Below are 23,906 nucleotides of genomic sequence, written 5' to 3'. Positions count from 1 at the left end.
AACAACAACGTAAAAACCCGCCTGCAGCAGAGAGAGCGAAACCCTTCTGGAGTCTGTTCGGCATGTCGTTATGCTTAACGAGCTAAAGCGTGAGGGATTTTAAAACAGGGAAGATGAACCAGAGCCAAACAACCAGCACTTGCCATATTCTCGCTAAATGAGGTGATTATCCTGCCTTTATTAAACGCCACCAGTTGCGCGCTGTGCCCGCTAAAAAACAAAAAACGGGCGCAATCGGCGCACGAATAAACGCCGTTTAATCACTCGATTAATAAAGAAATAATTAATAGTTTTTGATGTAAATTATTAGATCAGGGACGAACCTGTGTAGACGCGGCTGACGAGCAAAGACGCCAGAGAGATAGCGATGAAGGTAGAACTTACAGGCTTACAGGCTTACAGGCTTACAGGCTTACAGGGAAGAGGATAAATAGCGCGGGTTGATGCGACAAGGGGGGTCAGAAAGGATTTGGGCACCGTTGAGGTGCCCATAGAATCAGAAAATCAGTTTAAATACCCCTGTCAGGGTCAGTAGTCCCACGATAAAAATAATGGCGATAATCCACAGAATTATTTTCATTTCCTCTCCCTTAACCTAAAAAAACATTCCCATAACAGTATAGGCAAGATTTGAGGCTGTGCTTTTTGCTTATTGCGATCTCATCCATCGAAGCAACATTCAGCTTTAATGGTTATTTTCTGTGAGAAGCATCGCATAGCAGGTTTTTACCTGCCTTGCCGCTTCGTTTTGCGGATTAATCCTGGCTAAAATTTATGCGGACAAGACAACTCGTCGGTTTTGACACTAAAAATGCAAAGCAGGGAGAGACCTTATGAGTAGCATAAATACCAGTATGGGCCGCTATAGCCTCAAGGCAAAATACAGCGGTGATCAAATCAAAGGTTTTTTCGCCATCAATGATGAAGGCGGCACGCAACTTACCCGACAGGAGTTTGCGGTGCACTATCTTGACGATGTCGTTAATAACGTGATTTATCCGGTGACCGGCGGTAACCGTGAAATTGCCCGCGCATTGCGAGAACAGATGGTAAAAGCGGGATTTGAAGATTCAGATTAACGGTACGGGCCGCCGGTCCTGCGCGGCCCTACTGCTTTATGCAGGCACCCTTACACCACGTAGGAAAGCAGTAAGCATCCCACCAAACCACATACCGAAATAATGGTTTCCAGTGCCGACCATGACCGAATAGTTTCGCCAATCGTCAGGTTGAAATACTCTTTAAACAACCAGAAACCGGGGTCATTCACGTGTGAAAAAATCACGCTGCCAGAACCCACAGCGATCACCATTAACTCCGGGCTCGCCCCGCTGGTTGCAATCAACGGTGCCACAATCCCCCCTGCGGTAATCGCCGCCACGGTTGCAGAACCCAGGGCAATGCGCAGCACGGCAGCAATAGACCAGGCCATAAACAGCGGAGACAGATTGGTGGCATGCATCATATTGGCAATGTATTTATCCACGCCGCTGTCTACCAGAACCTGCTTGAAGGCACCGCCGCCACCGATAATCAGCAGCATCATCGCGATAATTTTGATGGAGTCGCTTAGCGTATCCATCACCTGTTCCATGCTGCGTCCACGGTTCAGACCAAAAGTGAAAATCGCAATCAGCACGGCAATCAGCGTCGCCATAATGGGATCGCCAAAGAACTCGGCATAAGGCAACAACGCATGGCCTTTGGGCAACACCATTTCGGCTACCGCACGCAGCGCCATCAGGACGACGGGAACAAGGGATGTCCAGACGCTGACGCCAAAGCTGGGCATTTCCGCTTCGCTAAACGTTTTGGGGTTATAAAGCCCTTCTGGAATAGGTTTATCAATTCCTTTCAGGAAACGTGCATAAACTGGCCCGGCGAGAATCACCGTTGGGATGCCCAGTAAGGTTCCAAACAGCAGTGTTTTGCCCATATCGGCATTAAACAGCGTGGCAATTGCCGTGGGGCCGGGATGAGGCGGGAGAAAACCATGGGTCACGGACAATGCCGCCGCCATAGGGACGCCGACAAACAGCAGCGGTACGCGTGCCGATGCGGCAACGCTGAAGACCAGCGGCAGCATCAAGACAAAGCCCACTTCATAGAACAGAGCAAAACCCACAATAAATCCGGTCAGCACCAGTGCCCATTGGATGTGCCTTGTACCGAACTTGTCGATCAGCGTGGTCGCGATACGTTGCGCGCCACCGCAGTCGGCCAGCAACTTACCGAGCATTGCGCCAAAGCCCATAATCAGCGCCAGGCCGCCCAGCGTCCCACCGACGCCATTTTTAATCGAAAGAATCACTTTGTTGACCGGCATGCCCTGCATGACGCCAACTGCCAGGGCGACTAAAATCAGCGCGATAAAGCCATTGAGTTTAAAGCGAATCATCAGCAGTAACAGTAATGCCACGCCAATCGCCACATAGAGTAATGGCATAATTTTTCTCCACCTGATGCCCTGAATTGTTTCAGTGCCGCTTTGTTATCGTGGTCCCTGAGGACATGTAAAACCGGGGTTCTGCAAAAGTAGTAACATTTTGACAAACCCTGTTACCGATAACATGTTAAGGGTAACATCCTTGTTAAAGCATCACCCCACCGTGGATGAATTTGCGTTTTGCGAAGGCGATCAACTTTTCCTCTCTACGGAATAAGAAAGTTTCGCGGGGCCGATCGCCGGCTTTTGGTTACACTCAGATTTTAGCGAAGATATAAAAGGATGCGCTGGTGAGTGAGAATCTGAGTGAGCTGTACAGCAATCAACAAACCTTTTTTGGCCGGGGAAGCCTCAATAAGCTGATTCCCCTGCTGGCTGCCCAACCCCAGGCTACCCTGCTCTTTTGCGGTCGTTCATTTTTACAGGGTGAAGCTTACGCCCGGCTCAAGTCTACGCTCAACGATCATATTGTCGGTTATGAGATTGTGAATAACGAAGCCTCACCCGGCGATATTGATGCCTGGGTCGCGCGCTGGCGTGGTCATGTTGACAGAGTCGTGGCGGTGGGCGGTGGCAGCGTTCTGGATGCCGCTAAGGCTTTTAGCGCCATGATTCAGCATCCGTTACCGACAGCACGCTATCTGGAAAAGGTCGGGGATACGGCGGTCAGTGCCATCACATTGCCCCTGATTGCGGTCCCTACCACGGCGGGCACCGGCAGTGAAGTTACGCAAAACGCCGTTGTTACGGATCAGCGGGATATTCAGATCAAAGCGTCGCTGCGTCATCCGGTATTTGTGCCGCAGGTCGCCATCCTCGATCCCGATTTGCTGAAAGGCGCCCCCGACAAGGTGCTGGCTACCTGCGGAATCGACGCATTTACCCACCTGTTCGAAGCCTATCTGTCCAACAAGGGCAACCTCTTCACCCGCCAGTTAGCCCTCACCGGATTGCGTCAGTTCATCCAGGGCTGGCCTGCGCAAAATCAGCAAGATGAGGCTGGCGATCGCGCGCGTGAAGCGATGATGATGGCGTCCTGGCTGGGCGGGATCAGCCTGAGCAGCGCGGGGCTGGGCGTCATTCACGGGATTGCGGGCGAACTGGGCGCGATTAAGCCCTTCCACCACGGTGAAGTATGCGGAAGACTGCTCTTTACGTTTCTGGATCATCTGGCAGACAGTCAGCACCCGCAACAGTGTCAGTTGATGGCCGACATGCATCAACAGCTTTTTGACGCGCACACCGATTCTCCGGCGCACTACCTGAAAGCCTGGCTACAGCGCTCAGCCATTACGGCTTTCTGGCAGGACGGTCCAGCGCTCAGCCCGTCAGACATCGACTGGGTACTGGCCCGGGCTAACAGTAAAAACAGCCTGGTGAGTTACAGCAAAGATGAAATGCGCGACATGATGGTTCGTGCCTGGCCGGTTAGCGCATAGTCCTTGTGCGGGCTTATCCACCGCCCGCACAGTTGACTCTCGACATTTGTAGCCTGGTGCCCGTCACTATGCCTGCGTAAAGGGCGGTTCGCCTGCCAGCATCTGCTCAATGACCTGTAACACACCTTCATCATTGTTGGCAGGTGCCAGGAAACGCGCGGTCTCTTTTACCCGCTGCGGGGCATTGCTCATAGCGAAACTGAAGCCGGACTGCTCCAGCATCTCCAGATCGTTGCCGCCGTCACCGAATGCCAGTACCCGATCGTGAGAAATGCCCCAGCGCTGCGCCAGCAGGTTCAGGCCGTTTGCTTTGTGCTGACCGGGAACGATTAAATCTACCGAACCGTGACCGCTGGAAGTGGCCGCCGCCGCACCTTGATGCAGGCGCTGAATATCTGCCATCAGGGGTTCGACATAATCGTCTGACAGATTAAGCGCAAACTTAAGTATCTTGTCCCCGGCAACCTCATCAAGAGAACGAATGGGGCGGAGGCGATGGCAATAATGTCGCATCTTAACCAGCCACTTCTCATCCATTCCTTCAAAATAATAGGCGCTGTCACGCCCGCAAAGCAGATAGCGCAGGTCGGGATAGTGACCATTCTTTAACGTATCCAGTACCGCATCTATGTCATCACGCGTAAACGCGCCACAGAACAGCTCCTCATCACGATCGATAATTAATGCGCCGTTTTCTGCCACAAAGGCGATCTCGCTGGCGATTTCAGGAAAAAACGATCGGAGTTGGTGATACTGGTTACCACTGGCAACGACAAATTTGATATTTCGCTGAGTGAGCTGGTGGTAACAGGCGAGGAAACGCGAGCGGTTGTACTGTTTTTTGTCATCCAGAAATGTGCCATCCATATCAACAGCCACCATCTTAACCGTGGTCATCAGAACTCCTTAGCCGGTAAACGTTCAGAATTTACTGTCAGAATAGCCTGGTAACGGGCAACAGGGTGCACAAAAAAAAGGGATGGCCGATGCCATCCCTGTGTCTCTACTGAAAGGCGTTATTCAGTATCAGTGAGGTAATAATGCCGGTTGCGGCGGCAATCAGCACGTAGTTACCGTCAATGTCGGCCCAGTGCTGGCCTGGAGGCGGTTCTCTCAGGCCGCGCTCACGCCAGTCGTCAATACGGTAATCCTCGCCACAATATTCCCGTGGAGCCGGGCCGCCACGGCGGAACTCATGACCACGCCAGGCAAAACGATCCGGGTGATAATCACGGCGCACATCGGGCGGTGGCGGTCCGCCTGGGCCTGGCCGACGGCCGGGAGGCCCATCGCGATCGAGGCCGGGCGGGCCGTCGCCGTCGGGACCGCGACCGGGGTGATGCCACGGCCCGTCGGGTCCACCTGGGCCGCCTGGCCCTTGTGCCAGAGCGGAGCTGCTGTACATCGTGCTGTATGCTAAAAGGGCGATAATCAAACCAGATTTTATTTTTTTCATGGTACTGCCTCCAGTGGTAACGGCGCTTACGCACCGTTACCACTACTATTGTCTCGGCAGAAAAAAATAAGAATCACCAAAACTCTTAAAAGTCAGCGCCTCTAAACCAGCGCGGTCTGGCCTTCATCCTTTCGTCAGGCATGCAGTAAGCGTGAAACAGAGATACCGTATTGATCTGCGGGTATTAAGGAAATCAGGGCAGGTGTGACATAAAAGCCAATAAAAAATAAAGCCCCGATCCGCAGATCGGGAAGTCGTCTTTAAAACCAGTTAACTGGAAAATGCCCCTTAATATGCATCAGGGAAAAGCAAAGCAGACAACACCACATCACCAGTGTCGCGATGAAATAATAACGCTGCGTTAGTGACAGTTCGATGAAAAATGGCACGCTTATTTTTAACAAGGCGCTTTATCGTTAAGAAAAATAACCCAGTGCATATGACTGGCAGACAAGCTAAAGCGGTTAATACCGTGGTCTGCGCCATCAAGGTCAGGCGTCATTCGCGCCTGACCTTGATGAGAATTACGGGTAACTCAACAGCACAGGCGCGTCCGGTAATTTTGTAAACTGCCGGATGATCTGATGGTAATCCGCAACCGGATCGAGCTGACTAAACTGTTTTGGGTAGAGGTCTTTGGCCAGAATCTCCATCCCGATAATGTTGTAAGGATGGTTATAAAAGTGGTGATAAATACCGTACGTGCGTCCCTGTTTGACCGGCTCTATTTGCGACAAGCCGGTGCGCTTTAATAAAGTCGTAAAGGTTGCCGCCACGTCTTTCCTGTCCGCCCCGTAACCAAATGGCAGCACATTGCTGTTTGGACGTTTTGAGCCGGTCATGATGTAAACATCCGGTTTCATGGCGATGATTTTTTCCAGGGAAACAAAGCCAGCGTTACCCGGCAGCAACGCTGATCCGATATTTTTGCCGCCTACCGCTTCAACCAGTCCACCCCAACCGCTATGGCTATGGGTAAAGCAGCAACTGTCGCTGTTACCGGCTATCGGTTCAATAAAAACGGTGGGTTTGGTTTTTACCTGGTCAATGCCCTTCTGCAGGTTCTGCCAGTGCTGCTGATAAAAATCGGTGTAAGCCTTCGCCTCGGCTTCGCGGTTCAGCACTTTACCCAGCAGGGTAATCCCGGGCACGGTGTTTTCTTTAGGATGCAGTTCGTAGTCAACAAACACGACCGGGATATTCAGGCTTTTGAGCGTGGTCAGAACACCAGACTGCATAAGAGCAGGTTTAGCACGTAACTGCGCAATCATCATGTCCGGCTTCTTAGCCAGCACGCTTTCAAGATTTACCTGCCCCTGGTCGTTGAACCCCATATCCACAATGTTTTCAGCCTGTGGCCAGGTTTTCTTCAGAAGCGCCCAGGTTTGCGTGTCCTGTTTTTTGGGCAGGTTGTTCCATGCCACAACACGTTTAAAAGGATCGTTACGATCCAGCAGCGCCAGTGCCATGATATCTCGCCCATCCTGTAAAATGATGTGCTGAGGCTCTTTCTGCAGCGTAATAGTCTGCCCATCCACATCCGTGACGGTCAGAGGATAGGTGGTAGCCGAGCAAACCGCTGACGCCAGCAACGTTGCTGCAAAAATACCGAATTTCATGTTTGTTAACCCTGTTAAGAAATAAGAATTATTCTCGTTAACTTTAACATGCTAATTCGTAACAAATATAAACCTTTGTTTAATGAATACGTCTGATCCCTCGCCTCAGCTTGAGACCGCCTCGGCTAAAGACAGGACGGCGCGCCGGAAGCCTCGACGATCAGGCCTTGAGGAGCGAATAAAAAATAGCAGAAATGGCAATCAGGCCCGCGACCATCACAATTCTGGTGCCTGGCATGATGCCAACCCAGGCGACGCTGTCAGCGAGACGGGCGAGATGTCCCGCCCGTTTTTTTATCAGTGCGACTTAGCCTGTGCGTAGGCCGCGTCCAGATCCAGTCGCTGCCAGAACGCCTGGTCCGCCCCCGGTCCACCCAGTGGATAACCGGCGGATAATGCACTTTTCACCATCAGCTCACGTCGCTGCTTTACTGACAGCTGCGGCAAAGCCGTTTCCAGCAATACTTCTGCGCCATCCGGTACCGTGAATCTGGCTTTGTTGTCTGCCAGCTTCGGCAGGTTATAGCTCATCGTGAAGCGATAAAACGGCTTCATGCTGCCTGTGCCGTAGGGATCATCACTACCGGCGGGTTTTGCGCACGCCGCTACGGTTGTTCCACACTCTTTTTCCAGCGCGCTGCGCAGTTGCTGGCGGGCATCATTGAATAACGCGCGATAAGCGGCATCGTTCAGATAATGTGCAACGTTATATTGCGCCACCATGCGTGATCCCATCACGTCGAGCGGATAGTGCACACCCAGAACCAGTCGCGAATAGCCGTAGCGTGCGCCGCGCTGGAGTAAGGCTTCAAACCGCTCCGGGACCATCTCGGCTAACAACAACGCATCGGTATAACCCGTATTGGTGTGTCCGCTGGGGAACGAACCGCCATCGGCCGTGTAGGGATGATTGTCTTTGATCACCGTATCATCCGGCACCAGATGAATCGTATTGCCTGTGTGCAGGAAAGGACGCGGATAGTTAAAGTGTTTTTTCGCCACACCGGTGCTGACTTCACTGGCTTTGATCAGGGCTGCCGCCTTGTTAATCTCGCCTTTATCATAGGCCGCCAGAAAGGCTTTACCTAAACGAGGTCCCAATGCGTCGGCAAGAAAATAGAGGTAGCTGATTCCTTCTGCGTCTGCCAGCGCCTGATGGCGTTCGCCCTGGGTTGCATTGAGGTTAATTGATGTGACCGTGGCCCGATTGGCCTCCAGAACCTTATCCGGCAGCGTGCTGAATCCTGACAACAGCGCAATGCCCGCCTTCTGCAACGCATCACTCTGGAAATCATAACCACTGGCTTTTAGCCACTGATAGTCGGCAATGTTGTCACTCTGCTTAGCCTGCTTAAGCTGATCGCGACTGAGCGCTGGCGCGCCCTTTTGTATCGCCACCCGCTCTGCGGTCAGCGCCTGTAATTCAAGTGCGTTAAATGCCGGACTGGACGATCCCTGTGACGTTTGATTCGCCAGTGCACTGGCCTCGGACAACGTCATTGCCTGTGCCTGTTGCGCCACCAGCAGTGCTACCGCAATCAGGGTGAATTTCATTTTCATTATTATTCCTTTGGTCTCTGATTATCTCTGATCTTGCCGGATTTCACGCTAGCATTGCCGTATGACAGTTTTATTTCAGCCGTTCTGCCAGGGGTTTACCCTGGGTTTACTTTATTCCTCAAATAAACCGCCGATCGTTGGCGGCAAAAACGGCCGAACCCGCTACGCTAAGGTAGGACTGGCAGATGTTATCAACAGATAACAAGGTATTACCTGACTGTGGTATTAAAGGGCCTGCTTATGGCATCGGGCGCTTTGCCGCAGAAATGCCGTCTGGCGATGATTAAAAACAGAATTGATCGTTGATTACCGATGCAACATTCATACACTCTCGGGTTGCGAATGCCCGCATCGGCATGCGTGCTTATCAAGGGATGTTTACATGAGGTTATCCAATGCGCTTTAAAGGACTTACTGTCGGGTTTTTCCTTCTGATTTTGGCAATGACTACCGTTGCCTTTTTCGAGGTATTATCGCCCTACTTCTCTGCCATTTTATGGGCAGCGGTGCTGGCTGTGATCTTCCATCCGCTTAAAACGTTTTTGCGTGGCAAGCTGGGCGATCGTAACGGTATTGCCGCACTGCTGACGCTGTTTTGCATCTGCCTCATCGTCTTTACCCCGTTAGCGATCATCGCCTCATCGATGGTGGTGGAGGTGAACACGGTTTATCACAAACTGCAGACCAACTCCGCCCAGTTCCCTGTCGTCTTCGCCGATCTGTTACAGCATTTACCGGGCTGGGCCAAACACTACCTGGCTGAAAATAACCTGGACAATGCCACGCAGATTCAGCAAAAGCTGTCGGCATTTGCCCTTAAAGGTGGTCAGTACCTGGCGGGCAGCGCGTTTATCATCGGTAAAGGCACGTTCAGCTTTACCGTTGGCTTCGGTATCATGCTTTACCTGCTGTTCTTCCTGCTGAAGGATGGTTCCTATCTGGTGCATCTGATTCTGGAAGCGCTACCGCTGTCCACCTACGTTAAACATCATCTGTTTATGAAGTTTGCCGCCGTATCGCGTGCAACCGTCAAAGGTACGGTGGTCGTTGGCGTGGTACAGGGGATTCTGGGCGGTCTGGCCTTCTGGTTTACCGGCATTGACGGCAGTCTGCTGTGGGGTGCATTGATGGGCTTCCTGTCACTGGTTCCTGCCGTTGGTTCCGCCATCATCTGGGTGCCGGCCACGATCTTCTTCTTTGCCACCGGTGCACTGTGGAAAGGCTTGTTCCTCGTCGGCTTCTTTGTGGTGATTGTCGGTCTGGTGGATAACATCCTGCGCCCGTTGCTGGTGGGCAAAGACACCAAAATGCCCGACTACATGATTTTGATTACGACGCTGGGCGGCATGGAAATCTATGGGATCAATGGCTTTGTGATTGGTCCGGTGATTGCCGCCCTGTTTATTGCCTGCTGGAATTTGCTGTCCGGACGCGATAACCGTGAAAACATCGAAGAGATCGATGAAGAGTTTATCGAAGAAGGGAAAAAACAGTCTGATACCGCACAACAGGACGCGGCAGATGCAGAAACCGCGAAGGCTGAGTCATCAAGTGCTAAAACGGAAGCCGCAAAGGCCAGGTCATCAGAGCCGAAAACGCTGCCGGCCCAGCCAGAATAAAAACAGGTCATAAAAAAACCCACCAACGGTGGGTTTTTTCATAGTAAAGCGGCTTAGTTAGTCGCTTTATTTTTCAGGTCTTCAGCACCCTGCTTGGTTTTATCCCAGCCTTTCTCGGTGCCTTCTTTCGTTTTGTGCCAGCCTTTCTGGGTGCTTTCAGAGATTTTGCTGGAGGTCGAGTTACTCTTACCTTCCGCAGCGTGCTCAGACTTCAGCTTCAGCTCTTCGCCTTTGTGCTCGGTCTGATGCAGTTTTTCTTTCGCGGTATCTGCGCCTTTATGCGCTTCAGCGACAGTTTCATCCGTTGTGGTAGCAGCGAAAACTGGCGAGGCCAGTAAAACAGCAGACAGTGCAATAATTGCTTTCTTCATCGTAATTCCCTCTTGTGTGAAATTTGTCGTCTTACGTGATTATCCTGGCACAGGAGACCAAAGAACGATTTAAGAATAGACCTGAAATGAAATATGGCTAACCTGACTGGTTAAAAGTCCACCAGCCAGATAATCTTTTTCTACCACAAGTCCAGTTGCGGGCTGTCCGGCAAACACGATGTTGTGTTTGCCCTGGTTTTGCGCGCACGCGGTGCCGGAGCAGGTTGCGTCATGGCCCTGTGTATCCAGTGCATGATCACCGCCACCACGTAAGCCTGTTGTTTATCGTCCAGCGCCTGATGCTGGGCAATACCGTGCCATTTCGCCAGACAGCCACGGCAGCAGGTCGCCGTGGCATGCTGAGCGATAAAAACCGGATGCCCGCGCATCGGCGTTTGCTTGCCGTCGTTCTGGGGAGCCATGGCAGAGAGCCGTTGCTGAACAAACGCAGCCGCATGCGCCGCCACATCGGCTTCGCCCTTTGTCAGGCAGTAATCATATTCATTCCGCCCCAGACGGAAGCGCTGACGGAAAGGGGATTGGGCTAATCGCTGAAAAAGCGCGTCGAAAGTCTTCATCGCAGAGTCATCGACCGGATCAGCTTTTTCTGCCTGACAGATAGCGAACGCCCCGATCACCAAACGTCTCGCGGTGCGGCTGCCCTGCCTGCAGATGAAAGACATCGCCTTCCCGATAGGTGGCAGCCTGATTTTCTGTGTACAGGGTGATATCACCACTCAGGATCAGTGCCATTGCCTCAAACGGATGCTCATGGTGATCCAGTTCGCTGTTTGCCCCCCGCTCTACCATCACCGGCTCTGCAAAGCCTTTTTCTGCCAACAGGCTTCTAAATTGTTGTTCTGTCATCGTTGCTCCCATGAGTCGTGCCGTTTCTGGCAGTGTAGACAACCTCGACCCAGTTTGTCAGGTTCCCCGGCCGTCCTGCACTTACGTAAAGTAACGCAAGCAAGGTTGTAACGAATAATCCCGCATGTTTACTTTCTGGTTACTTCATCATTATTACTTCATCAAAAAATGGACGAAGCATGTCGCAAAGGGTAAAGACAGCGTTACTTTTGATCAACCAACGCTCACGTAAAGGTCGTATTGATGCCACTCGCGCCACGCAGTTGCTGCAGCAATCCGGTTTTACCCTGCTGCAACCCGATCCTGACGACAGCCGCAGCTACACCGAGCTTATCATCGCGTATGCCCATCGTGTTGAGCTGGTGATCGTCGGCGGGGGCGACGGCACATTAAATGCCGCAGCTTCAGGCCTGTTGCAAACCGGTTTAACTCTGGGCATTTTACCCCTGGGCACCGCCAACGATTTTGCCCGTACGCTCGGGATTCCGCCTCAACTGGAGCAGGCTGTCAGCATCATTAGCCAGGGACATACCCGTTTTGTTGACCTGGGCGAGGTAAACGATCACCTGTTCCTGAACGTATCCAGCATTGGTTTCTCGGCGGAGCTGGCGCGCAATCTCACCGCCCAGGCCAAAAAGCGTTGGGGCGTTCTGGGCTATGCCTTTGCCGCACTGCGTATTCTGCGGCAAAGCCGGCCCTTTAGGGCGACCTTACATCATGAGGGAGAGGCTATCGCGATCAAAACCGTGCAGGTTTCTGTTGGCAACGGCCGTTTCTATGGCGGCGGTATGACCGTTGAGCAAAGCGCGGCACCGGATGACGGGCTACTGGATGTTTACAGCCTTGAACTGAAAAGAAGCTGGCATTTGCTGGCGCTGTTCCCCGCTCTGCGTCGCGGGACACATGGCCGCTGGCGTAACGTTCGCGCCTTTAGCACCACGGCACTGACGCTGCATACACGTCGTCCGCACTCTATTAATGCCGATGGCGAGATTATTGGGCAAACGCCCGCCCACTTTCGCCTTATCAATAATGCGCTTAAGGTGCTGGCTCCCGAACACCGGCATCCTTAACGGACCACATCAGCAGGCTGAGGCTTGAGCATGGCGGACAGCGCCAGGCTCATCAGCCCCAGACCGATCAGCACCAGAAAATAGTAGTTCAGCGCATGCCAGAGCCAGATGCCCGCCACGCCGCCCGCCAGAAAAGCAAGAATGGTATAGGTATGCAGACGCAGGCGCTCCAGATAGAGCGGCGCATCTTTGGGGGATTCTTTGCGACGTAGCACATCGAACAGCATGGCGAGTTCGATACCGATATCTGTGGAGGTGCCGGATACGTGCGTAGTCCTGACGCGCGCATTGGAGATGCGCGTGACGACCGCATTTTGAAGCCCCATTAAAAAACTCAGGCTCAGGATAAGCAGGACGCCTGACGCGGCAATGGGGAAGCGGGCTTCAATCACGCCCAGCGCCACCAGCGCAATGCCCTCTATCAGGATATTCACCGCGTAAATCGTGCGAATTTTGCGTCTGCGCCCGGCATTGATAATCATTGTGGAAAAGAGCGCCCCCACAATGAACATACAAAGGATAAACAGGAAAAAGAGGCCGCTGTGGAGGTTTGCCTTCGCCAGAAAATCGGACAGCGAAGAGACATTGCCGGTCATATTGGCGGAAAAGAATCCCACAATTTCAAATGCTGCGGTGTTTAACGCGCCCGCCACGGCGGCAAGGGTGCAGGCGAGACGGCTGTCAGCGATATACGTCCGTTCGGTTTCCGTGCTGATTAGCATAATGCCCACTCTGCAAGACAATCCACTTTGGTTCGCCGATTTTACGCCAGTCGCCGGTGGTCGGGAAGAAACGGCAGGACAATTTTTTTAGGCGGTCTGGGTGAGGCGAGCGAGAGCTAAGGGCGACTATGTCATCACCACTGCCAGCCTGCCTTGTTTTACGGGCACCCGCTCTGGCTGGTGCGCGTAAATACGCCGTGGATAACGGCATGTTGCTGCTCCACCTGGGCGCGTGCGCCAATCAAGACATCTTTTAACGCAATGACCAGCGGCAAGGCGTCACTGTAGCCCAGCAAGGTGATTTTTCCGTTACCCGCACGAATATGCTCAAACGTGATGTCCTGATAGGTTGGTATGAGTGAACCACTAACATGGGGATCGTAATGCGTATCCATGACTATCGGGTTTTCAACGTTATCCATGCAGACGTTTTGATAATGAACGGCACTTACTCGTCCGCCGCGTGAGCGATCGCTTTTAATCCGCAGACCATTGGTTGTGCCGGTTAGCGTCAGTCCATCCACCCGCACTTCACTGACGCCACGGTTGATCTCGCTGCCAATTGACATGCCGTGCCCGGCACCGAAATGGTTGTTCAGTACCGAAATATGCGCAGCAGGCGCATTGCCTGCCTTAATCGCCACGTTGTCGTCGCCCGTGCTGATATCGCTGTTAATCAGGGAAACATCCGTCGCCCCCATGGGATCTACGCCATCGGTATTGCGCGCCGTGGCGGGCGTAGCGATCGTAATGCCCCACAAAGTAACGCCCTGACTGTTATTGATCACCACGTGAAAGTTAGGCGCATTCTTCAAGGTGATTTGATAAAGCGTGATATCGCTGCTGTTATCGATTTGAATCAGGCGAGGCGCATTTTGTTTATCTTCACTGTTTTTGGCGCTGGCTGCCAGTTGCCACCAGGTCTGAGGTTGCCCCGTCATCAGGTTGCCGCCCTGACCATCAATGACACCCTGGCCGTAAATACCGCTGTCTCTGGCATGCTTCAGGGTAATAAAGGGCACGCATCCATTCCCCTGACGATCCAGTGCGCCACAGGTTTGGTGCCCGTTATCGTATAAATGTGGATCGGCAATCGCTTTTAGCACCGCGCCTTTGCCTATCGCCAGACTCACGCCCGAGGGCACCTGCAGCGGTCCACTAAAGAACACACTGGCCTGGCTGGAAGGCTGTAACATCACCATGTTACCTTTTGGGCAGGTATCCAGCGCCTGCTGAATCACCTGTGCCACATTGACATCAGAGCCAGCACTTAGCCGCTGGCAGACGGGCGGCAGGCGCGGCTGAGTCACCACGCGCCGGTCTCCTGACTGTGCCTGGCTGGCCGCACTTATCAGTAATAAAATGCCGACGAGCGGCCGAATACGTCTTATCCAGTAAGCAGCAGTGAGCAGGATCATAATAGCGAGTGAGTGAACAGACAGGCAGTAACAGTACTCAGGGCGATCCACCTGGGTAAAGCACTTTAGCGTCAAGCGCTTGAGAAGTGGTCAAAATGTTAAATTCATTCGCCCAGGCGGGCTGAGTCAGAACAGCCATAAGATAATGACAGGAGGCGTTGCGTTAGTGTGGAAAGCTATGACGATATCTATCAGCACCTTAAAAATGGAGGCTATGAAGCCTGGACAGGAAGCGGCTTCACGCGGGCTTGGCAGCAGCTAAACGAGGTGCTTCATCAGCTTGAAGAAACGCCATACCTTCCCGGCAGTGGAACCGTTCTTGAGCTTGGCTGTGGTAATGGCGCCATGGCCTCCCACTATTTTGCCAGCAGATCGTTTGTCGTTTACGGGGTCGATATCTCAGACGTCGCCATCCGCTGGGCCCGAGAACGTTTCAGTCAAGCGGGTCTGGTCGGTCATTTTGACCGGGGCGATGTATGTGATCTTTCCCGGTATCAAGATGCTCAGTTTGATGTGATATTTGATGGCAGCTGCTTTCATTGCCTGACGGGAACACAGCGTAGTGATTGCCTTAAAGCCGTGCGCCGTATATTAACCCGTGATGGGACTTTAATTATCAGCAGCATGTGTGGTTTGCCCAAACACCTGGGTGATCATATCTGTTATGACCGCATCCAGCATCTGTTACTGAAAGACGGCACGCCCTGGCGCACCTTGAAACCGCTGGAAGCGTTGACCGCGGAAATAGCAGCCGCTGGTTTTAACGTTAGCTGTTTCTCAGTTAATCAGAATACGTGGTGGGATCACGCAACGCTTGTTTGCCGCAAGACATCGTAATGACGGTAGCCAGTAGAAGAAGGTTTGCGTTATTTATCCATACGGGAATATTTATCGTTTTTATGCAAAGCGGCTAATCGATTACTGTTGGTAAAAACGCCAATACATCGTCGGCCTCAACATTAATCCTTTCATCCAGACTTCGGCTACCGGCTTGTAACCACGCATCAACCAGGTGCCAGCCCAGACTGTATCCCAGCCATTGGGGATGATCGCCCTGCCCGAAAAACCATTCAGCATGATTGTATGACTGTGACCTGAGAAGTTCATCAGAGAGCGGCAGATTTTTTAATCTTTCCTTGCCAACGGCGCACTCCCATATTCCTGGCGGCGATCCAAAAGTCATGCTGGCAAAGTGCCCGGCAAGCCCCTCGCTAACCAGCGCTTCACCCAGACTAAAACCATATCCCGTGCCCGCCATACGCAGGCAATGGTGCGCCTCATGCGCGAACTGCCGAGCCAGGTCATAACGCGCCAGGCTGCTCTGCAAATTTGGGCTGTCAGTATCAAGATAGAATGACATCAGATGCGGTCCCCAGGCTCTGCCTGAAAAGCCCATTTCCTTAATTACCTCGAACGTCGTTCTTTGCACCAAAACGTCGATATCGGGCAGCGTAAGCTGGGTAGCTATGCGTGATATCGCAAGATCGATATTCGCTTCTATCCCTTCGCGACAGGAAGCAAGGCTTCCCGATGCATTCAACCAGTGCAACGTCACCATTAAAATCCTCCCTGCAGCGTGACTCGCGTACCTGTGGCACTGCGCCAGCAAAGAACAAGCACCCACCGTTTCGTTATGGCTGGCATGAATTAATTGCATAAAAAAAGAGGCCTGTAAAACAGGCCTCTTTTGTGCAGCAACCGTTAAATCAGACCTCACGCAACGGGCTGGTCTGAGATAAAAACGCGCTCAGCTTAGTTGGCCGTGCGGTCTTTTTTGATCTTATCTGCATACTCAATGACTTCTTCACCGGTCTTGCCAGCCAGCGCGCCTTTGATCTTTTTATCAATCAGGGCACGTCCGCCTTCGTCACCGCTGCCCGCCTGCATCAGCTCTTTCATGCTGACCTGGCTAAAGGCGACAACCTGAATCGCATCGTTAAACGCGGCGCGTTTATCTTCCGCGAGTGAGTCTCGAACTTTTTGAAGCGATGTCTTAAAAGCCTCTTCTGAAGAACCATCGATCTTAGGCTCTCCACATCCAGTGAGGGCGAATGCTAATAAAATGACTGCGATTGCCTTTTTCATATCATCTTTATCCTAAGAAAATTCTTATTAATGATAAGTTTTAGTGATGTTTTTTGAAAGAACTTTTAAGGTTGGATACTAAACGACTCAGTGCTCAAATTGTGGACAGTAGAAATCTGCGAGGAACTCGTTCGTTAAGTGGGGCATTCGTACATAACTTATTAATGCCCTGTTGAGTAAGAAAGCGTCATAAAGTTTCATGCAGACCCTCTATTAATCTTTTGGTTCTAATGTCATTAAGCCACGTCAAGCGCGTGCAGATTGTCAATACTCCAGCCGTGGGGCAGAAATTGGTATCTGTGTTGGTAAGATGATCCAACTTCAAGTGTCATGTTTATGTATGGAAAACCGCGGGTTTTGAGCATTCGTTTCACTCCACCCGCATGCGCAAATATCATCATGTGGCTTTGTCGGCCGCTCTACCACTCTTCCGACAGATGTTTCATGCGAGTGGCTTGCAGGTAGACTTTAAGGATTGCGTTATAGCCGGGTCCCGCGGGCACACACGCCATCCGGTCAAGGATACGAAACGACCATTATCCCGCTGCCAGCGAAGGCCCCCGTTTTCGCTGGTGTACCACGCAGCGTTGCGCGTAGAGTGACTGTGTTATCCCCTGTTACTGCATTATTCAGGGTTTCCCCTGCTTCGATTCCGTCTGTCATTATGTTGGCGGTCATGCCGTTGTCTAATGAAATATTGGGCCCGCCAAGCACATTCAGTTTGTATTTCGTAGAGGTGGTGCATTGTACGTGAACAGGTTTTTCCAGTGTTGCTCCATTCGCTTCGCCTGCACTCAGAGCCCCATAGTTGAAATCAATGGTTTCAGTGATCAAGTCGCACCGCCCGGTCGTCGGTGGCGCTTTTGCGCAGGTCTCATAGGTGTCCAATCCCCATGTGCTCTGATACATCGAGCGAAACAATGTGGCCCGGGGCGCGGTCCACACTCTGTTAGTCACGCACAGCACTCCGCCGTCAGCAGTCCTTGTCCACGGCTTGGTTCCATTTTGGTTATCCAAAGTCACGTTTGTCCAGTTTTGCATGAACTCGATAAAGGGTTGGTCTCGACTGATAGCATGGTAGTCCCGCCATCCAGACATCGCCATAGCGTACTTGTCGTTAGAGTTAAAGAGCGTTTCCCCCGTGATCAACTGTGCCGTCACGGGTAATCCCGTTAGTATCTCCAGTGCTTTCTCAACAGTGGTGTCGTTCGCGATCCGGTCGTCGTGCACGTAGGCTGTAGCTACCTGGAAGCGATAAACGTGCTGCTTGCTTATTAGGTTGGTGTGGTCAAATATCACTGAGGTGACAATAGGAAATGGATACGTTATGGCCATAACTCTGGTCGTAGTGATGATAAGCAGCACGGCTGCCATTAGGGTTTTGTTTTTCACTTCCTACTCCTGTTTTGACGACGTTTACATCGCGGTTCCCTTTCGTCGGTCGTCCAGCAACGTTCACCGGCGCGGTCAGGGTACAATGCGTCATCTGTTGGGGACGGGGGACAATCCCCTTTCACCTACTTCATCAGATTTAGGCAGTAACCTATCTATTTGGCTGCCTTCAGCAAACTGCCGGCCCAGATTGTCCACCGCGCCCGGTATGCACAGGCGAGAGTTGATATACCCGCCTTCTGCCTGGTGCCTGATTAAGGGGAGCAGTGTTTTGGCACGATACCGCAGCTACCAGATATCGGCATTGACGGGCGCCTGTCTGCGCTGATTGCATAGCCAGCGCCATGCCTCCTGCCAGAGGGCGGCCATCATTCATAGGCTACCCGCAGAGTGGCATGAGCCGTAAATGCCCCTTCATTGAGCGTCTCACCTTCTTTCTGAACCAGAACCGCTTCAAGAGCAGGCAATGTCGTTCCGTTTACCTTGACGGGCGAATCCAGCTCGAACGGTTTTCCATTGGCATACAGTTTCACCCCTAGTGCCTCACGTTCTGACGTGACGACCGTGGCATTATCGGTATCGAAGCTGGCTGGATTACCGCTGACAGATATCATGAGTTGCCATGCCGAATGGCTGCTGTCCTGTTCACAATGCAAACTTATCGGTATAGGCTGGCGGTAAACGCCAGAAGCCACTTTTTTTACGCCAACTTTGTCACCAAAATTAACCTTAATCGTGCCTTCAGCACTCAGATTACAAGGTGGCGGTTCAATTAGTGTCCCTCTGAATTCAAGATTTTCAGCATCCGAGGCAAAACCGTTTCCCGTAGCAATGCATGAAGAAAGTAAAAAAATTTTCACTATTTCCTTAACGCCGCATTTTTTTGCGTTGTATTGTTCAGCGAGAAGTTGACTGCTGCATTTTTCTTTTAACGTTACCACCGAGAAAATCCTGTTTATATTTACTGATAATCAATAACCAGAGAAGCCGTCACATGAAACTCTCCTCCAGTAAGTTTGACGTCATCCTGCTTCTGTGGAACAGCGTAAAAAGTGGGGATAGTCGGAGCGTTAAAATTTATCCATTCCCCTGGAGAATAGCGGACATTGTCATGATAAATTGCAATACCTAGCCCAGCTTTTGGTGTGGCTAATACCTCCCCATTAAAGCCCGTGACAGAGGTATTACCGCTAATTCTTATCCTTTGTTTAGAACTGATGGCTGAAGAACAATCAAGCGTAAACTCTATTTTTTTTCGATATTGGTCGCCATCAATATGCGTCGTCATTAACTCATCACCAAAATCAACCACTACGCTGCTACCGTCATTAATGACGCAAGGTGGTGACTCCAGTAACACGCCTGAAAAAATAACCGATGTGGGTGATGCGTGAGTCGGTACGATAAAAAGGATCAGTAGAGGGAAAAAGATAAAAAAATCAAAAAACCATGATGAATACGTTGTTTTCATTTTTCCAAGTCTCTGATTCTATTTCATATCGACAACAATAGTTGCTGCACTTAAAAAAAGACCTGATTTAATTTTTACGCCCTCTTTTTTTATAGGGACTGCATAAAAATCAAGACCTCCCCCCATCCCCATGGCTGTACCATCAGACAGGGTCACATAGTTAACTTCCTCTCCAAAGCTTAATTCTTTCGTATCACGATAGAGTTTTAACATTAAACCATCATGATCCGTGCAGAGATATTTATCGCAACCTGTACCTACACCATTTGCTTTAAATGTTAAGGACTGAATCGTTCCTGGTGTTGCTTCTGAACAATCCAGGTTAATGGGAATAACTGTTTTTTTATAACTACTTCCGTCAATCTGATCAATAAAGACGTCATCACCAAAATTAACCTGTATTGTATTTCCATGATTAATAGTGCACAAATTTCCTTCAACGATCGTCCCTGAAATGTTTAAGGTCGTCGTATCTCCTTCATTCACGGCACTAACCGGCAAACTGCTGGTTATAAAAAACAAAAGTAAAAAATGAGTCAACAATTTCTTCATATAACACCTCACTCAAAAGATTTTTTTTTCGGTTCAGCACTTTGTGAGGTGGCTTTATCATCAGGAACGGATACCTTACACACTTTACAAGCAGAGCCGCTGCAGGTAAACGACAACACACGTTGACTACCATAGTCATTCACAAACATCAGTACAGGCGCCGAACCCAGTTTAGCCGCCGAAACGGGTAGCTTAATGTTTTCCTTCGGCGAAACCATAACAGGCTCAAACCCCGCAATACCTTTTGCATCTGGTGATGTTCGTCCCTCGACAAAGGTAAAGTGATAGGGCGTTGGATTAGTCAGGATATAACTATCCCCCTGTCTGTTGAGCGTCAGCGTTTCTGTTCCTTTAACCACATCCGCCATACGATCAACCTTAATGGCTTTTGGCCGATAAAACACTTTCATTCTGGTTTGCATAGCAAGTATTAACGTATTCGCCTTATCTGACTTTGGCGGAATTTCACGCAAATTAAAATAGAATACGCTTTCCCGATCTTTTGGCAGCGTCTTGATATCCGGTAACCCCTGAATTCTGACCAGCGTTTTCGCGCCGGCTTCGACCCTCTGAACCGGCGGAAGCACCATCATCAAACCAGTAATTTTTTTCTCATTACTGTCTTCAATCCATCCCTGCGCCAGGTAGGGATCTTTTGTATTTCTGTTGGTCACGTTGACGCTGATTGATTTTTCATCTTCATTAAAAATCAAGCGTGAACGATCTACCGTCAAGGCTGCCTGAGCAGTATGTAAACAGCCTGACATAGCAGAGAGTACTATAGTGATTAACAATGCATTTTTCATACTTGCCCCTAACTTATAATCCAGATTTTTAACTTTAAACTCCCTGCTAAAATGTATCCGCTGCTGCGTCTGAAGCTTCCCCAGTCAATTTAGAGAATTTGTCATAAAGTTAAGACAGGCGTTATTTTACCGACAAAGCAGGCAATATTTTTATACCCAAGCTAAAGAGAAACTCTACGACAACAAATCTTTTAATTAGCATCTGCGTAGTGAAATCCGCTCATTTAAAACAGATGAAAAAGCGTTATCAGATGATCATGTCGTTTCGGTGGCTTCCGCACAAAAATATCTTGTCGAATAAAAGATGTTAACCACCTGATTATCAATGTTTTTATGTTATGGCATCATGGAACACCTGATTTTTTAGGCGTGCTGAGCCATTAGCTAAACAACTCTCGTCAGAATTACCCGCTCTGGCCACAGATATCCCTGCCCCAGGGTCGCGCCACTGGCACGTGCATAGCGCAAATCGCTCTCTGTCTCAATTCCCTCGACCAGGATGCGCTTCGTAAACTGTTTCGCTTCATCAACCAATGGCTTCATTGATAAAGCCTTTCTTTTCAACCTGCGTATTTCCCGGTAGTCTGTTTTAATACCGTCGAACGTTATTGCTGGGTTATCGAGCCACCGGCCCATTCCGGCCGTGTAGTCATCCAGCCAGATGTCATAGCCGTGGCTTTTACACCTGTTCATGGCTTTTATGACACTACGTTTTTGAAGGGAATTTACTTTTTCCAGTAAAAAGGCATCCTGAACTTCAATATTTATCTTTTTCTCGCCCGTTGCCTCTCTCTGCACGAAAAAATCCAACTCACACTTGTTTAAGAAAATCCTTAATGGCAAATTAACAAAGAGCGTTTCATTTATCCCGACTCCATGAATAATTTCCAGCTGCCTCATTAACAAAGTGACATAGTCCGTCTCTGGCAACGCGTTAAAGAAACGTTCGACATTGTCATCGGATGTTATTTTTGACAGCACCTCGTACCCTGTCACCGTATTATCTTTCAGCCGTACGATAGGTTGCAATCGAATGCCGTTTATCTTTCTTAACATTAGAGCATACTTTAAGTTTAGTGAATGCTAGGGATATTCAAGTAAAAAATTAACCGTTGAATAAAAATCACCAGGGATAACGTCATCATCTGATGTGTGTATAATACTGGCCTGCCACTGAAGCTCTGTATCACCCTTATTCAATTCTTGTTTTTCTTGCTGCTTGCCCGGTTTAACAATGTCCCCTTCACCATCCACAATTTTAAGGGCAATGTCTTTAGACAGTCCATTAACGGCGAAATAATCAGCATTTTCACTATTTTTATTGCCGTTGAACGTCACCATAACCTGCGAACCTAACTCCAGATCGCATTCGCGAAGCCAAACAGAAAATCGCTTTGGTGCTGATTCCGCATGGTCAATAAAGGTTTTTGCCGCGATCGCACCAAACTCTATCGTCATATCTTCTGAATCTGAGTCAATCTGACAAGGTTCAGCAATTAATGTACCGCTGAATTCAACATCGGTATCGGCTCTCACGGATAAGCACAAAAAAGGCAACATTAATAAGCCTATTACAACTGAAATGATTACCTGCGCGCGCGTTGAATATGGAATTGCATGTTTCATCAGTCATACTCCATACCAACCCGGATAACAGCAGTCCATTCACCGGCGGAAACGGGTTGGTCATTGCGACGCAGTTGTGCCTTGAAGATCAAATCGTTACGTCCCTGCCCCAAAGCAATCGGATGCTCCGATACCGAGGGCATAAGTTGTTCACCATTGGCGTCTTCAATGCGCAACGAATAACCTGATGTGGTGCCTTTGAGACGAAAAAAGCGTGGATCAGAGGGTTCTTCGTCCCCCATGATTGTCATACTGGCGACGCTTTGATCCGCGAGCCATAGATTACGGCGCATATCCTGTTTATCATTCAACTGATGTACACCTCCCGGGCAGTCATCCATGACGATATGTATCGCTACCGGAACGGTAACATCATCCGTTTTTTCTAATTCTTTTTGCGATATCGCGCCTAAATCCAGCTCCTGCTCAAGTGAGTCATCAGACAAAACGCACGGTGAACTTACCAGCATGCCATTTGCCACGATAGCGCCATTTAAACCATCTACATCCCAGTTATTGCTCTCTTTACCGGTAGTACCTGAAGCAATGGCGTTGACAGACATAATCGTGGCAAATAACAGCACGATATGACTAAAGACGTTCATACATCCATCCTGAGTTTAAGCCTGTTTTGCTTTGGCCTGACAGATATCCCCGTGACAGCTATAAGGCACCACAGGCTTGCCGCCAAAATCATTAATCGTAATCACATGCGGCTCAGAGAAAATGGCCGAGCGCACCATTTCACTGGATTTGGGAGCAATCATGACGGGTTTAAAATCTTTTGCCACCGCCTGACCCGGTTTACCTGTGATACCAAGCACCGTCATGTAATAAGGTGATGGATTAACGATTTTATATCCGCCACTCATTTTGTGCAGTACAAGCTGGTCATCGTGCTGACTAAAACGTTCAGCCACGATGGCTGCCGGGCGGTAAAAAAGTTTAATTTTAGTTTGCAGCGCCAGCTGTAACACATTCGGATGGTCGCTTTTTGGCGGCACTTCTCTTACGCTAAAATAAAATAAGCTTTCACGGTCTTTTGGCAGATTGTTTACCGTAGGCAACGACGTGATACGAATAACACTTTTTTGTGAAGGCTCCAGCCTTTGCATCGGCGGCGTAACCATCAAATAATCTGTGAGTTTTTTTCCCTGCGCATCTTCAAGCCATGCCTGCGCGAGATAAGGTTTCTTCGTACTGTCATTAGTAATATTGACTATCAGATTTTTTTCAGTACCGTTGAATACCGCCCGTATCCGGTCCAGTGAAACGGCAGAAATAGCCTGATGACAAAAACTAAAACATATCGCCCCTGTTACCAGCAGCGTTGATATAAATCGCTTATTAATGTTCATGAATTTCTTATCCAAATAATACTCGT

26 protein-coding genes are annotated in these 23,906 nt (G+C 50.1%); 5 read left to right on the top strand and 21 right to left on the bottom strand.

The window, feature by feature from the left end:
• The first annotated feature begins 833 nt into the window (after window positions 1–833).
• Entirely contained in the window at window positions 834–1,079 is a 246-nt protein-coding gene (locus FBY13_RS06665) for a hypothetical protein (protein WP_063878736.1), read from the top strand.
• A gap of 50 nt (window positions 1,080–1,129) precedes the next feature.
• Here the strand turns inward: FBY13_RS06665 and gntT are convergent, their stop codons facing one another.
• Window positions 1,130–2,446 (bottom strand): gluconate transporter, encoded by a 1,317-nt coding sequence (gene gntT / locus FBY13_RS06660; RefSeq protein WP_063878735.1) that lies wholly within the window; start codon window positions 2,444–2,446, stop codon window positions 1,130–1,132.
• Window positions 2,447–2,736: 290 nt separating this feature from the next.
• On the opposite strand from gntT, the gene FBY13_RS06655 reads away from it, so the two are divergent.
• Window positions 2,737–3,885, top strand: a complete 1,149-nt coding sequence (locus FBY13_RS06655) for an iron-containing alcohol dehydrogenase (protein WP_063878734.1) — start codon at window positions 2,737–2,739, stop codon at window positions 3,883–3,885.
• Window positions 3,886–3,951: 66 nt separating this feature from the next.
• Here FBY13_RS06655 and FBY13_RS06650 read toward each other — a convergent pair whose 3' ends face one another.
• From FBY13_RS06650 to FBY13_RS06635, 4 genes are all read right to left on the bottom strand, one after another.
• Window positions 3,952–4,782: a Cof-type HAD-IIB family hydrolase gene (locus FBY13_RS06650; RefSeq protein WP_096011915.1), complete on the bottom strand. Its 831-nt coding sequence runs from the start codon at window positions 4,780–4,782 to the stop codon at window positions 3,952–3,954.
• Between the two features lie 106 nt (window positions 4,783–4,888).
• Window positions 4,889–5,341: an RcnB family protein gene (locus tag FBY13_RS06645; RefSeq protein ID WP_063878732.1), complete on the bottom strand. Its 453-nt coding sequence runs from the start codon at window positions 5,339–5,341 to the stop codon at window positions 4,889–4,891.
• Between the two features lie 524 nt (window positions 5,342–5,865).
• Complete coding sequence (locus FBY13_RS06640) at window positions 5,866–6,960, bottom strand: ABC transporter substrate-binding protein (protein ID WP_096011916.1); 1,095 nt, start codon at window positions 6,958–6,960, stop codon at window positions 5,866–5,868.
• 297 nt (window positions 6,961–7,257) lie between these two features.
• Window positions 7,258–8,520 (bottom strand): phosphatase PAP2 family protein, encoded by a 1,263-nt coding sequence (locus FBY13_RS06635; protein WP_145393790.1) that lies wholly within the window; start codon window positions 8,518–8,520, stop codon window positions 7,258–7,260.
• Between the two features lie 395 nt (window positions 8,521–8,915).
• On the opposite strand from FBY13_RS06635, the gene FBY13_RS06630 reads away from it, so the two are divergent.
• Window positions 8,916–10,139 (top strand): AI-2E family transporter, encoded by a 1,224-nt coding sequence (locus FBY13_RS06630; protein ID WP_096011918.1) that lies wholly within the window; start codon window positions 8,916–8,918, stop codon window positions 10,137–10,139.
• A gap of 53 nt (window positions 10,140–10,192) precedes the next feature.
• On the opposite strand, the gene FBY13_RS06625 is transcribed toward FBY13_RS06630, so the two are convergent.
• The 3 genes from FBY13_RS06625 to FBY13_RS06615 all read right to left on the bottom strand — a co-directional run bounded on the left by FBY13_RS06625 (window position 10,193) and on the right by FBY13_RS06615 (window position 11,377).
• Window positions 10,193–10,510, bottom strand: a complete 318-nt coding sequence (locus FBY13_RS06625; protein ID WP_013024991.1) for a hypothetical protein — start codon at window positions 10,508–10,510, stop codon at window positions 10,193–10,195.
• Between the two features lie 140 nt (window positions 10,511–10,650).
• The gene (locus FBY13_RS06620; RefSeq protein WP_109717151.1) at window positions 10,651–11,088 is read right to left on the bottom strand and encodes a DUF4186 domain-containing protein; all 438 of its coding nucleotides are present in this window, start codon (window positions 11,086–11,088) and stop codon (window positions 10,651–10,653) included.
• A gap of 19 nt (window positions 11,089–11,107) precedes the next feature.
• Entirely contained in the window at window positions 11,108–11,377 is a 270-nt protein-coding gene (locus FBY13_RS06615; RefSeq protein WP_063878727.1) for a cupin domain-containing protein, read from the bottom strand.
• Window positions 11,378–11,556: 179 nt separating this feature from the next.
• Here FBY13_RS06615 and FBY13_RS06610 point away from each other — a divergent pair, with 179 nt between their 5' ends.
• Window positions 11,557–12,450, top strand: a complete 894-nt coding sequence (locus FBY13_RS06610; RefSeq protein ID WP_145393789.1) for a lipid kinase — start codon at window positions 11,557–11,559, stop codon at window positions 12,448–12,450.
• Here the strand turns inward: FBY13_RS06610 and FBY13_RS06605 are convergent.
• Window positions 12,447–13,172, bottom strand: a complete 726-nt coding sequence (locus FBY13_RS06605; protein WP_145393788.1) for a YoaK family protein — start codon at window positions 13,170–13,172, stop codon at window positions 12,447–12,449. The genes FBY13_RS06610 and FBY13_RS06605 overlap by 4 nt on opposite strands.
• 158 nt (window positions 13,173–13,330) lie before the next feature.
• Complete coding sequence (locus FBY13_RS06600) at window positions 13,331–14,485, bottom strand: glycoside hydrolase family 28 protein (protein ID WP_255474430.1); 1,155 nt, start codon at window positions 14,483–14,485, stop codon at window positions 13,331–13,333.
• A gap of 273 nt (window positions 14,486–14,758) precedes the next feature.
• Here FBY13_RS06600 and FBY13_RS06595 point away from each other — a divergent pair, with 273 nt between their 5' ends.
• Complete coding sequence (locus tag FBY13_RS06595) at window positions 14,759–15,427, top strand: class I SAM-dependent methyltransferase (protein WP_145393787.1); 669 nt, start codon at window positions 14,759–14,761, stop codon at window positions 15,425–15,427.
• A gap of 73 nt (window positions 15,428–15,500) precedes the next feature.
• Here the strand turns inward: FBY13_RS06595 and FBY13_RS06590 are convergent, their stop codons facing one another.
• The 11 genes from FBY13_RS06590 to FBY13_RS06540 form a co-directional block, all read right to left on the bottom strand.
• The gene (locus FBY13_RS06590) at window positions 15,501–16,247 is read right to left on the bottom strand and encodes a DUF2268 domain-containing putative Zn-dependent protease (protein ID WP_145393786.1); all 747 of its coding nucleotides are present in this window, start codon (window positions 16,245–16,247) and stop codon (window positions 15,501–15,503) included.
• Window positions 16,248–16,342: 95 nt separating this feature from the next.
• Window positions 16,343–16,675: a DUF6694 family lipoprotein gene (locus FBY13_RS06585; protein WP_063878722.1), complete on the bottom strand. Its 333-nt coding sequence runs from the start codon at window positions 16,673–16,675 to the stop codon at window positions 16,343–16,345.
• A 516-nt stretch (window positions 16,676–17,191) separates the two neighbouring features.
• Window positions 17,192–18,067: a hypothetical protein gene (locus FBY13_RS06580; protein WP_145393785.1), complete on the bottom strand. Its 876-nt coding sequence runs from the start codon at window positions 18,065–18,067 to the stop codon at window positions 17,192–17,194.
• A 368-nt stretch (window positions 18,068–18,435) separates the two neighbouring features.
• Window positions 18,436–19,008, bottom strand: a complete 573-nt coding sequence (locus FBY13_RS06575; RefSeq protein ID WP_241567201.1) for a fimbrial protein — start codon at window positions 19,006–19,008, stop codon at window positions 18,436–18,438.
• Window positions 19,009–19,028: 20 nt separating this feature from the next.
• Window positions 19,029–19,538 (bottom strand): fimbrial protein, encoded by a 510-nt coding sequence (locus FBY13_RS06570; protein WP_145393784.1) that lies wholly within the window; start codon window positions 19,536–19,538, stop codon window positions 19,029–19,031.
• An 18-nt stretch (window positions 19,539–19,556) separates the two neighbouring features.
• Window positions 19,557–20,090, bottom strand: coding sequence for a fimbrial protein (locus FBY13_RS06565; protein ID WP_145393783.1), 534 nt, complete (start codon window positions 20,088–20,090; stop codon window positions 19,557–19,559).
• A gap of 8 nt (window positions 20,091–20,098) precedes the next feature.
• On the bottom strand, window positions 20,099–20,896 hold the full coding sequence (locus tag FBY13_RS06560; protein ID WP_145393782.1) for a fimbria/pilus periplasmic chaperone: 798 nt from the start codon (window positions 20,894–20,896) through the stop codon (window positions 20,099–20,101).
• 384 nt (window positions 20,897–21,280) lie between these two features.
• The gene (locus tag FBY13_RS06555) at window positions 21,281–21,952 is read right to left on the bottom strand and encodes an EAL domain-containing protein (protein ID WP_145393781.1); all 672 of its coding nucleotides are present in this window, start codon (window positions 21,950–21,952) and stop codon (window positions 21,281–21,283) included.
• A gap of 27 nt (window positions 21,953–21,979) precedes the next feature.
• Window positions 21,980–22,522, bottom strand: a complete 543-nt coding sequence (locus tag FBY13_RS06550) for a fimbrial protein (RefSeq protein ID WP_145393780.1) — start codon at window positions 22,520–22,522, stop codon at window positions 21,980–21,982.
• On the bottom strand, window positions 22,522–23,127 hold the full coding sequence (locus FBY13_RS06545) for a fimbrial protein (protein WP_145393779.1): 606 nt from the start codon (window positions 23,125–23,127) through the stop codon (window positions 22,522–22,524). Before FBY13_RS06545 ends, FBY13_RS06550 begins: the two co-directional genes overlap by 1 nt.
• A 15-nt stretch (window positions 23,128–23,142) precedes the next feature.
• Entirely contained in the window at window positions 23,143–23,880 is a 738-nt protein-coding gene (locus FBY13_RS06540) for a molecular chaperone (protein ID WP_145393819.1), read from the bottom strand.
• Window positions 23,881–23,906 lie beyond the last annotated feature (26 nt).

Source organism: Pantoea sp. SJZ147 (genome assembly GCF_007828605.1).
In the GTDB taxonomy this organism is placed as follows: Bacteria; Pseudomonadota; Gammaproteobacteria; order Enterobacterales; family Enterobacteriaceae; genus Pantoea; species Pantoea allii.
Note: the sequence above shows the minus strand (reverse complement) of the source record. Positions and strands in the feature narration are given on the sequence as shown.

Excerpts from the sequence above, each read along its gene's own strand:
- FBY13_RS06665 (WP_063878736.1), top strand. The coding sequence starts at position 834 with ATGAGTAGCATAAATACCAGTATGGGCCGCTATAGCCTCAAGGCAAAA.
- gntT (WP_063878735.1), bottom strand. The coding sequence starts at position 2,446 with ATGCCATTACTCTATGTGGCGATTGGCGTGGCATTACTGTTACTGCTG.
- FBY13_RS06650 (WP_096011915.1), bottom strand. The coding sequence starts at position 4,782 with ATGACCACGGTTAAGATGGTGGCTGTTGATATGGATGGCACATTTCTG.
- FBY13_RS06645 (WP_063878732.1), bottom strand. The coding sequence starts at position 5,341 with ATGAAAAAAATAAAATCTGGTTTGATTATCGCCCTTTTAGCATACAGC.
- FBY13_RS06640 (WP_096011916.1), bottom strand. The coding sequence starts at position 6,960 with ATGAAATTCGGTATTTTTGCAGCAACGTTGCTGGCGTCAGCGGTTTGC.
- FBY13_RS06635 (WP_145393790.1), bottom strand. The coding sequence starts at position 8,520 with ATGAAAATGAAATTCACCCTGATTGCGGTAGCACTGCTGGTGGCGCAA.
- FBY13_RS06630 (WP_096011918.1), top strand. The coding sequence starts at position 8,916 with ATGCGCTTTAAAGGACTTACTGTCGGGTTTTTCCTTCTGATTTTGGCA.
- FBY13_RS06625 (WP_013024991.1), bottom strand. The coding sequence starts at position 10,510 with ATGAAGAAAGCAATTATTGCACTGTCTGCTGTTTTACTGGCCTCGCCA.
- FBY13_RS06620 (WP_109717151.1), bottom strand. The coding sequence starts at position 11,088 with ATGAAGACTTTCGACGCGCTTTTTCAGCGATTAGCCCAATCCCCTTTC.
- FBY13_RS06615 (WP_063878727.1), bottom strand. The coding sequence starts at position 11,377 with ATGACAGAACAACAATTTAGAAGCCTGTTGGCAGAAAAAGGCTTTGCA.
- FBY13_RS06610 (WP_145393789.1), top strand. The coding sequence starts at position 11,557 with ATGTCGCAAAGGGTAAAGACAGCGTTACTTTTGATCAACCAACGCTCA.
- FBY13_RS06605 (WP_145393788.1), bottom strand. The coding sequence starts at position 13,172 with ATGCTAATCAGCACGGAAACCGAACGGACGTATATCGCTGACAGCCGT.
- FBY13_RS06590 (WP_145393786.1), bottom strand. The coding sequence starts at position 16,247 with ATGCAATTAATTCATGCCAGCCATAACGAAACGGTGGGTGCTTGTTCT.
- FBY13_RS06585 (WP_063878722.1), bottom strand. The coding sequence starts at position 16,675 with ATGAAAAAGGCAATCGCAGTCATTTTATTAGCATTCGCCCTCACTGGA.
- FBY13_RS06570 (WP_145393784.1), bottom strand. The coding sequence starts at position 19,538 with ATGAAAACAACGTATTCATCATGGTTTTTTGATTTTTTTATCTTTTTC.
- FBY13_RS06565 (WP_145393783.1), bottom strand. The coding sequence starts at position 20,090 with ATGAAGAAATTGTTGACTCATTTTTTACTTTTGTTTTTTATAACCAGC.
- FBY13_RS06560 (WP_145393782.1), bottom strand. The coding sequence starts at position 20,896 with ATGAAAAATGCATTGTTAATCACTATAGTACTCTCTGCTATGTCAGGC.
- FBY13_RS06555 (WP_145393781.1), bottom strand. The coding sequence starts at position 21,952 with ATGTTAAGAAAGATAAACGGCATTCGATTGCAACCTATCGTACGGCTG.
- FBY13_RS06550 (WP_145393780.1), bottom strand. The coding sequence starts at position 22,522 with ATGAAACATGCAATTCCATATTCAACGCGCGCGCAGGTAATCATTTCA.
- FBY13_RS06545 (WP_145393779.1), bottom strand. The coding sequence starts at position 23,127 with ATGAACGTCTTTAGTCATATCGTGCTGTTATTTGCCACGATTATGTCT.
- FBY13_RS06540 (WP_145393819.1), bottom strand. The coding sequence starts at position 23,880 with ATGAACATTAATAAGCGATTTATATCAACGCTGCTGGTAACAGGGGCG.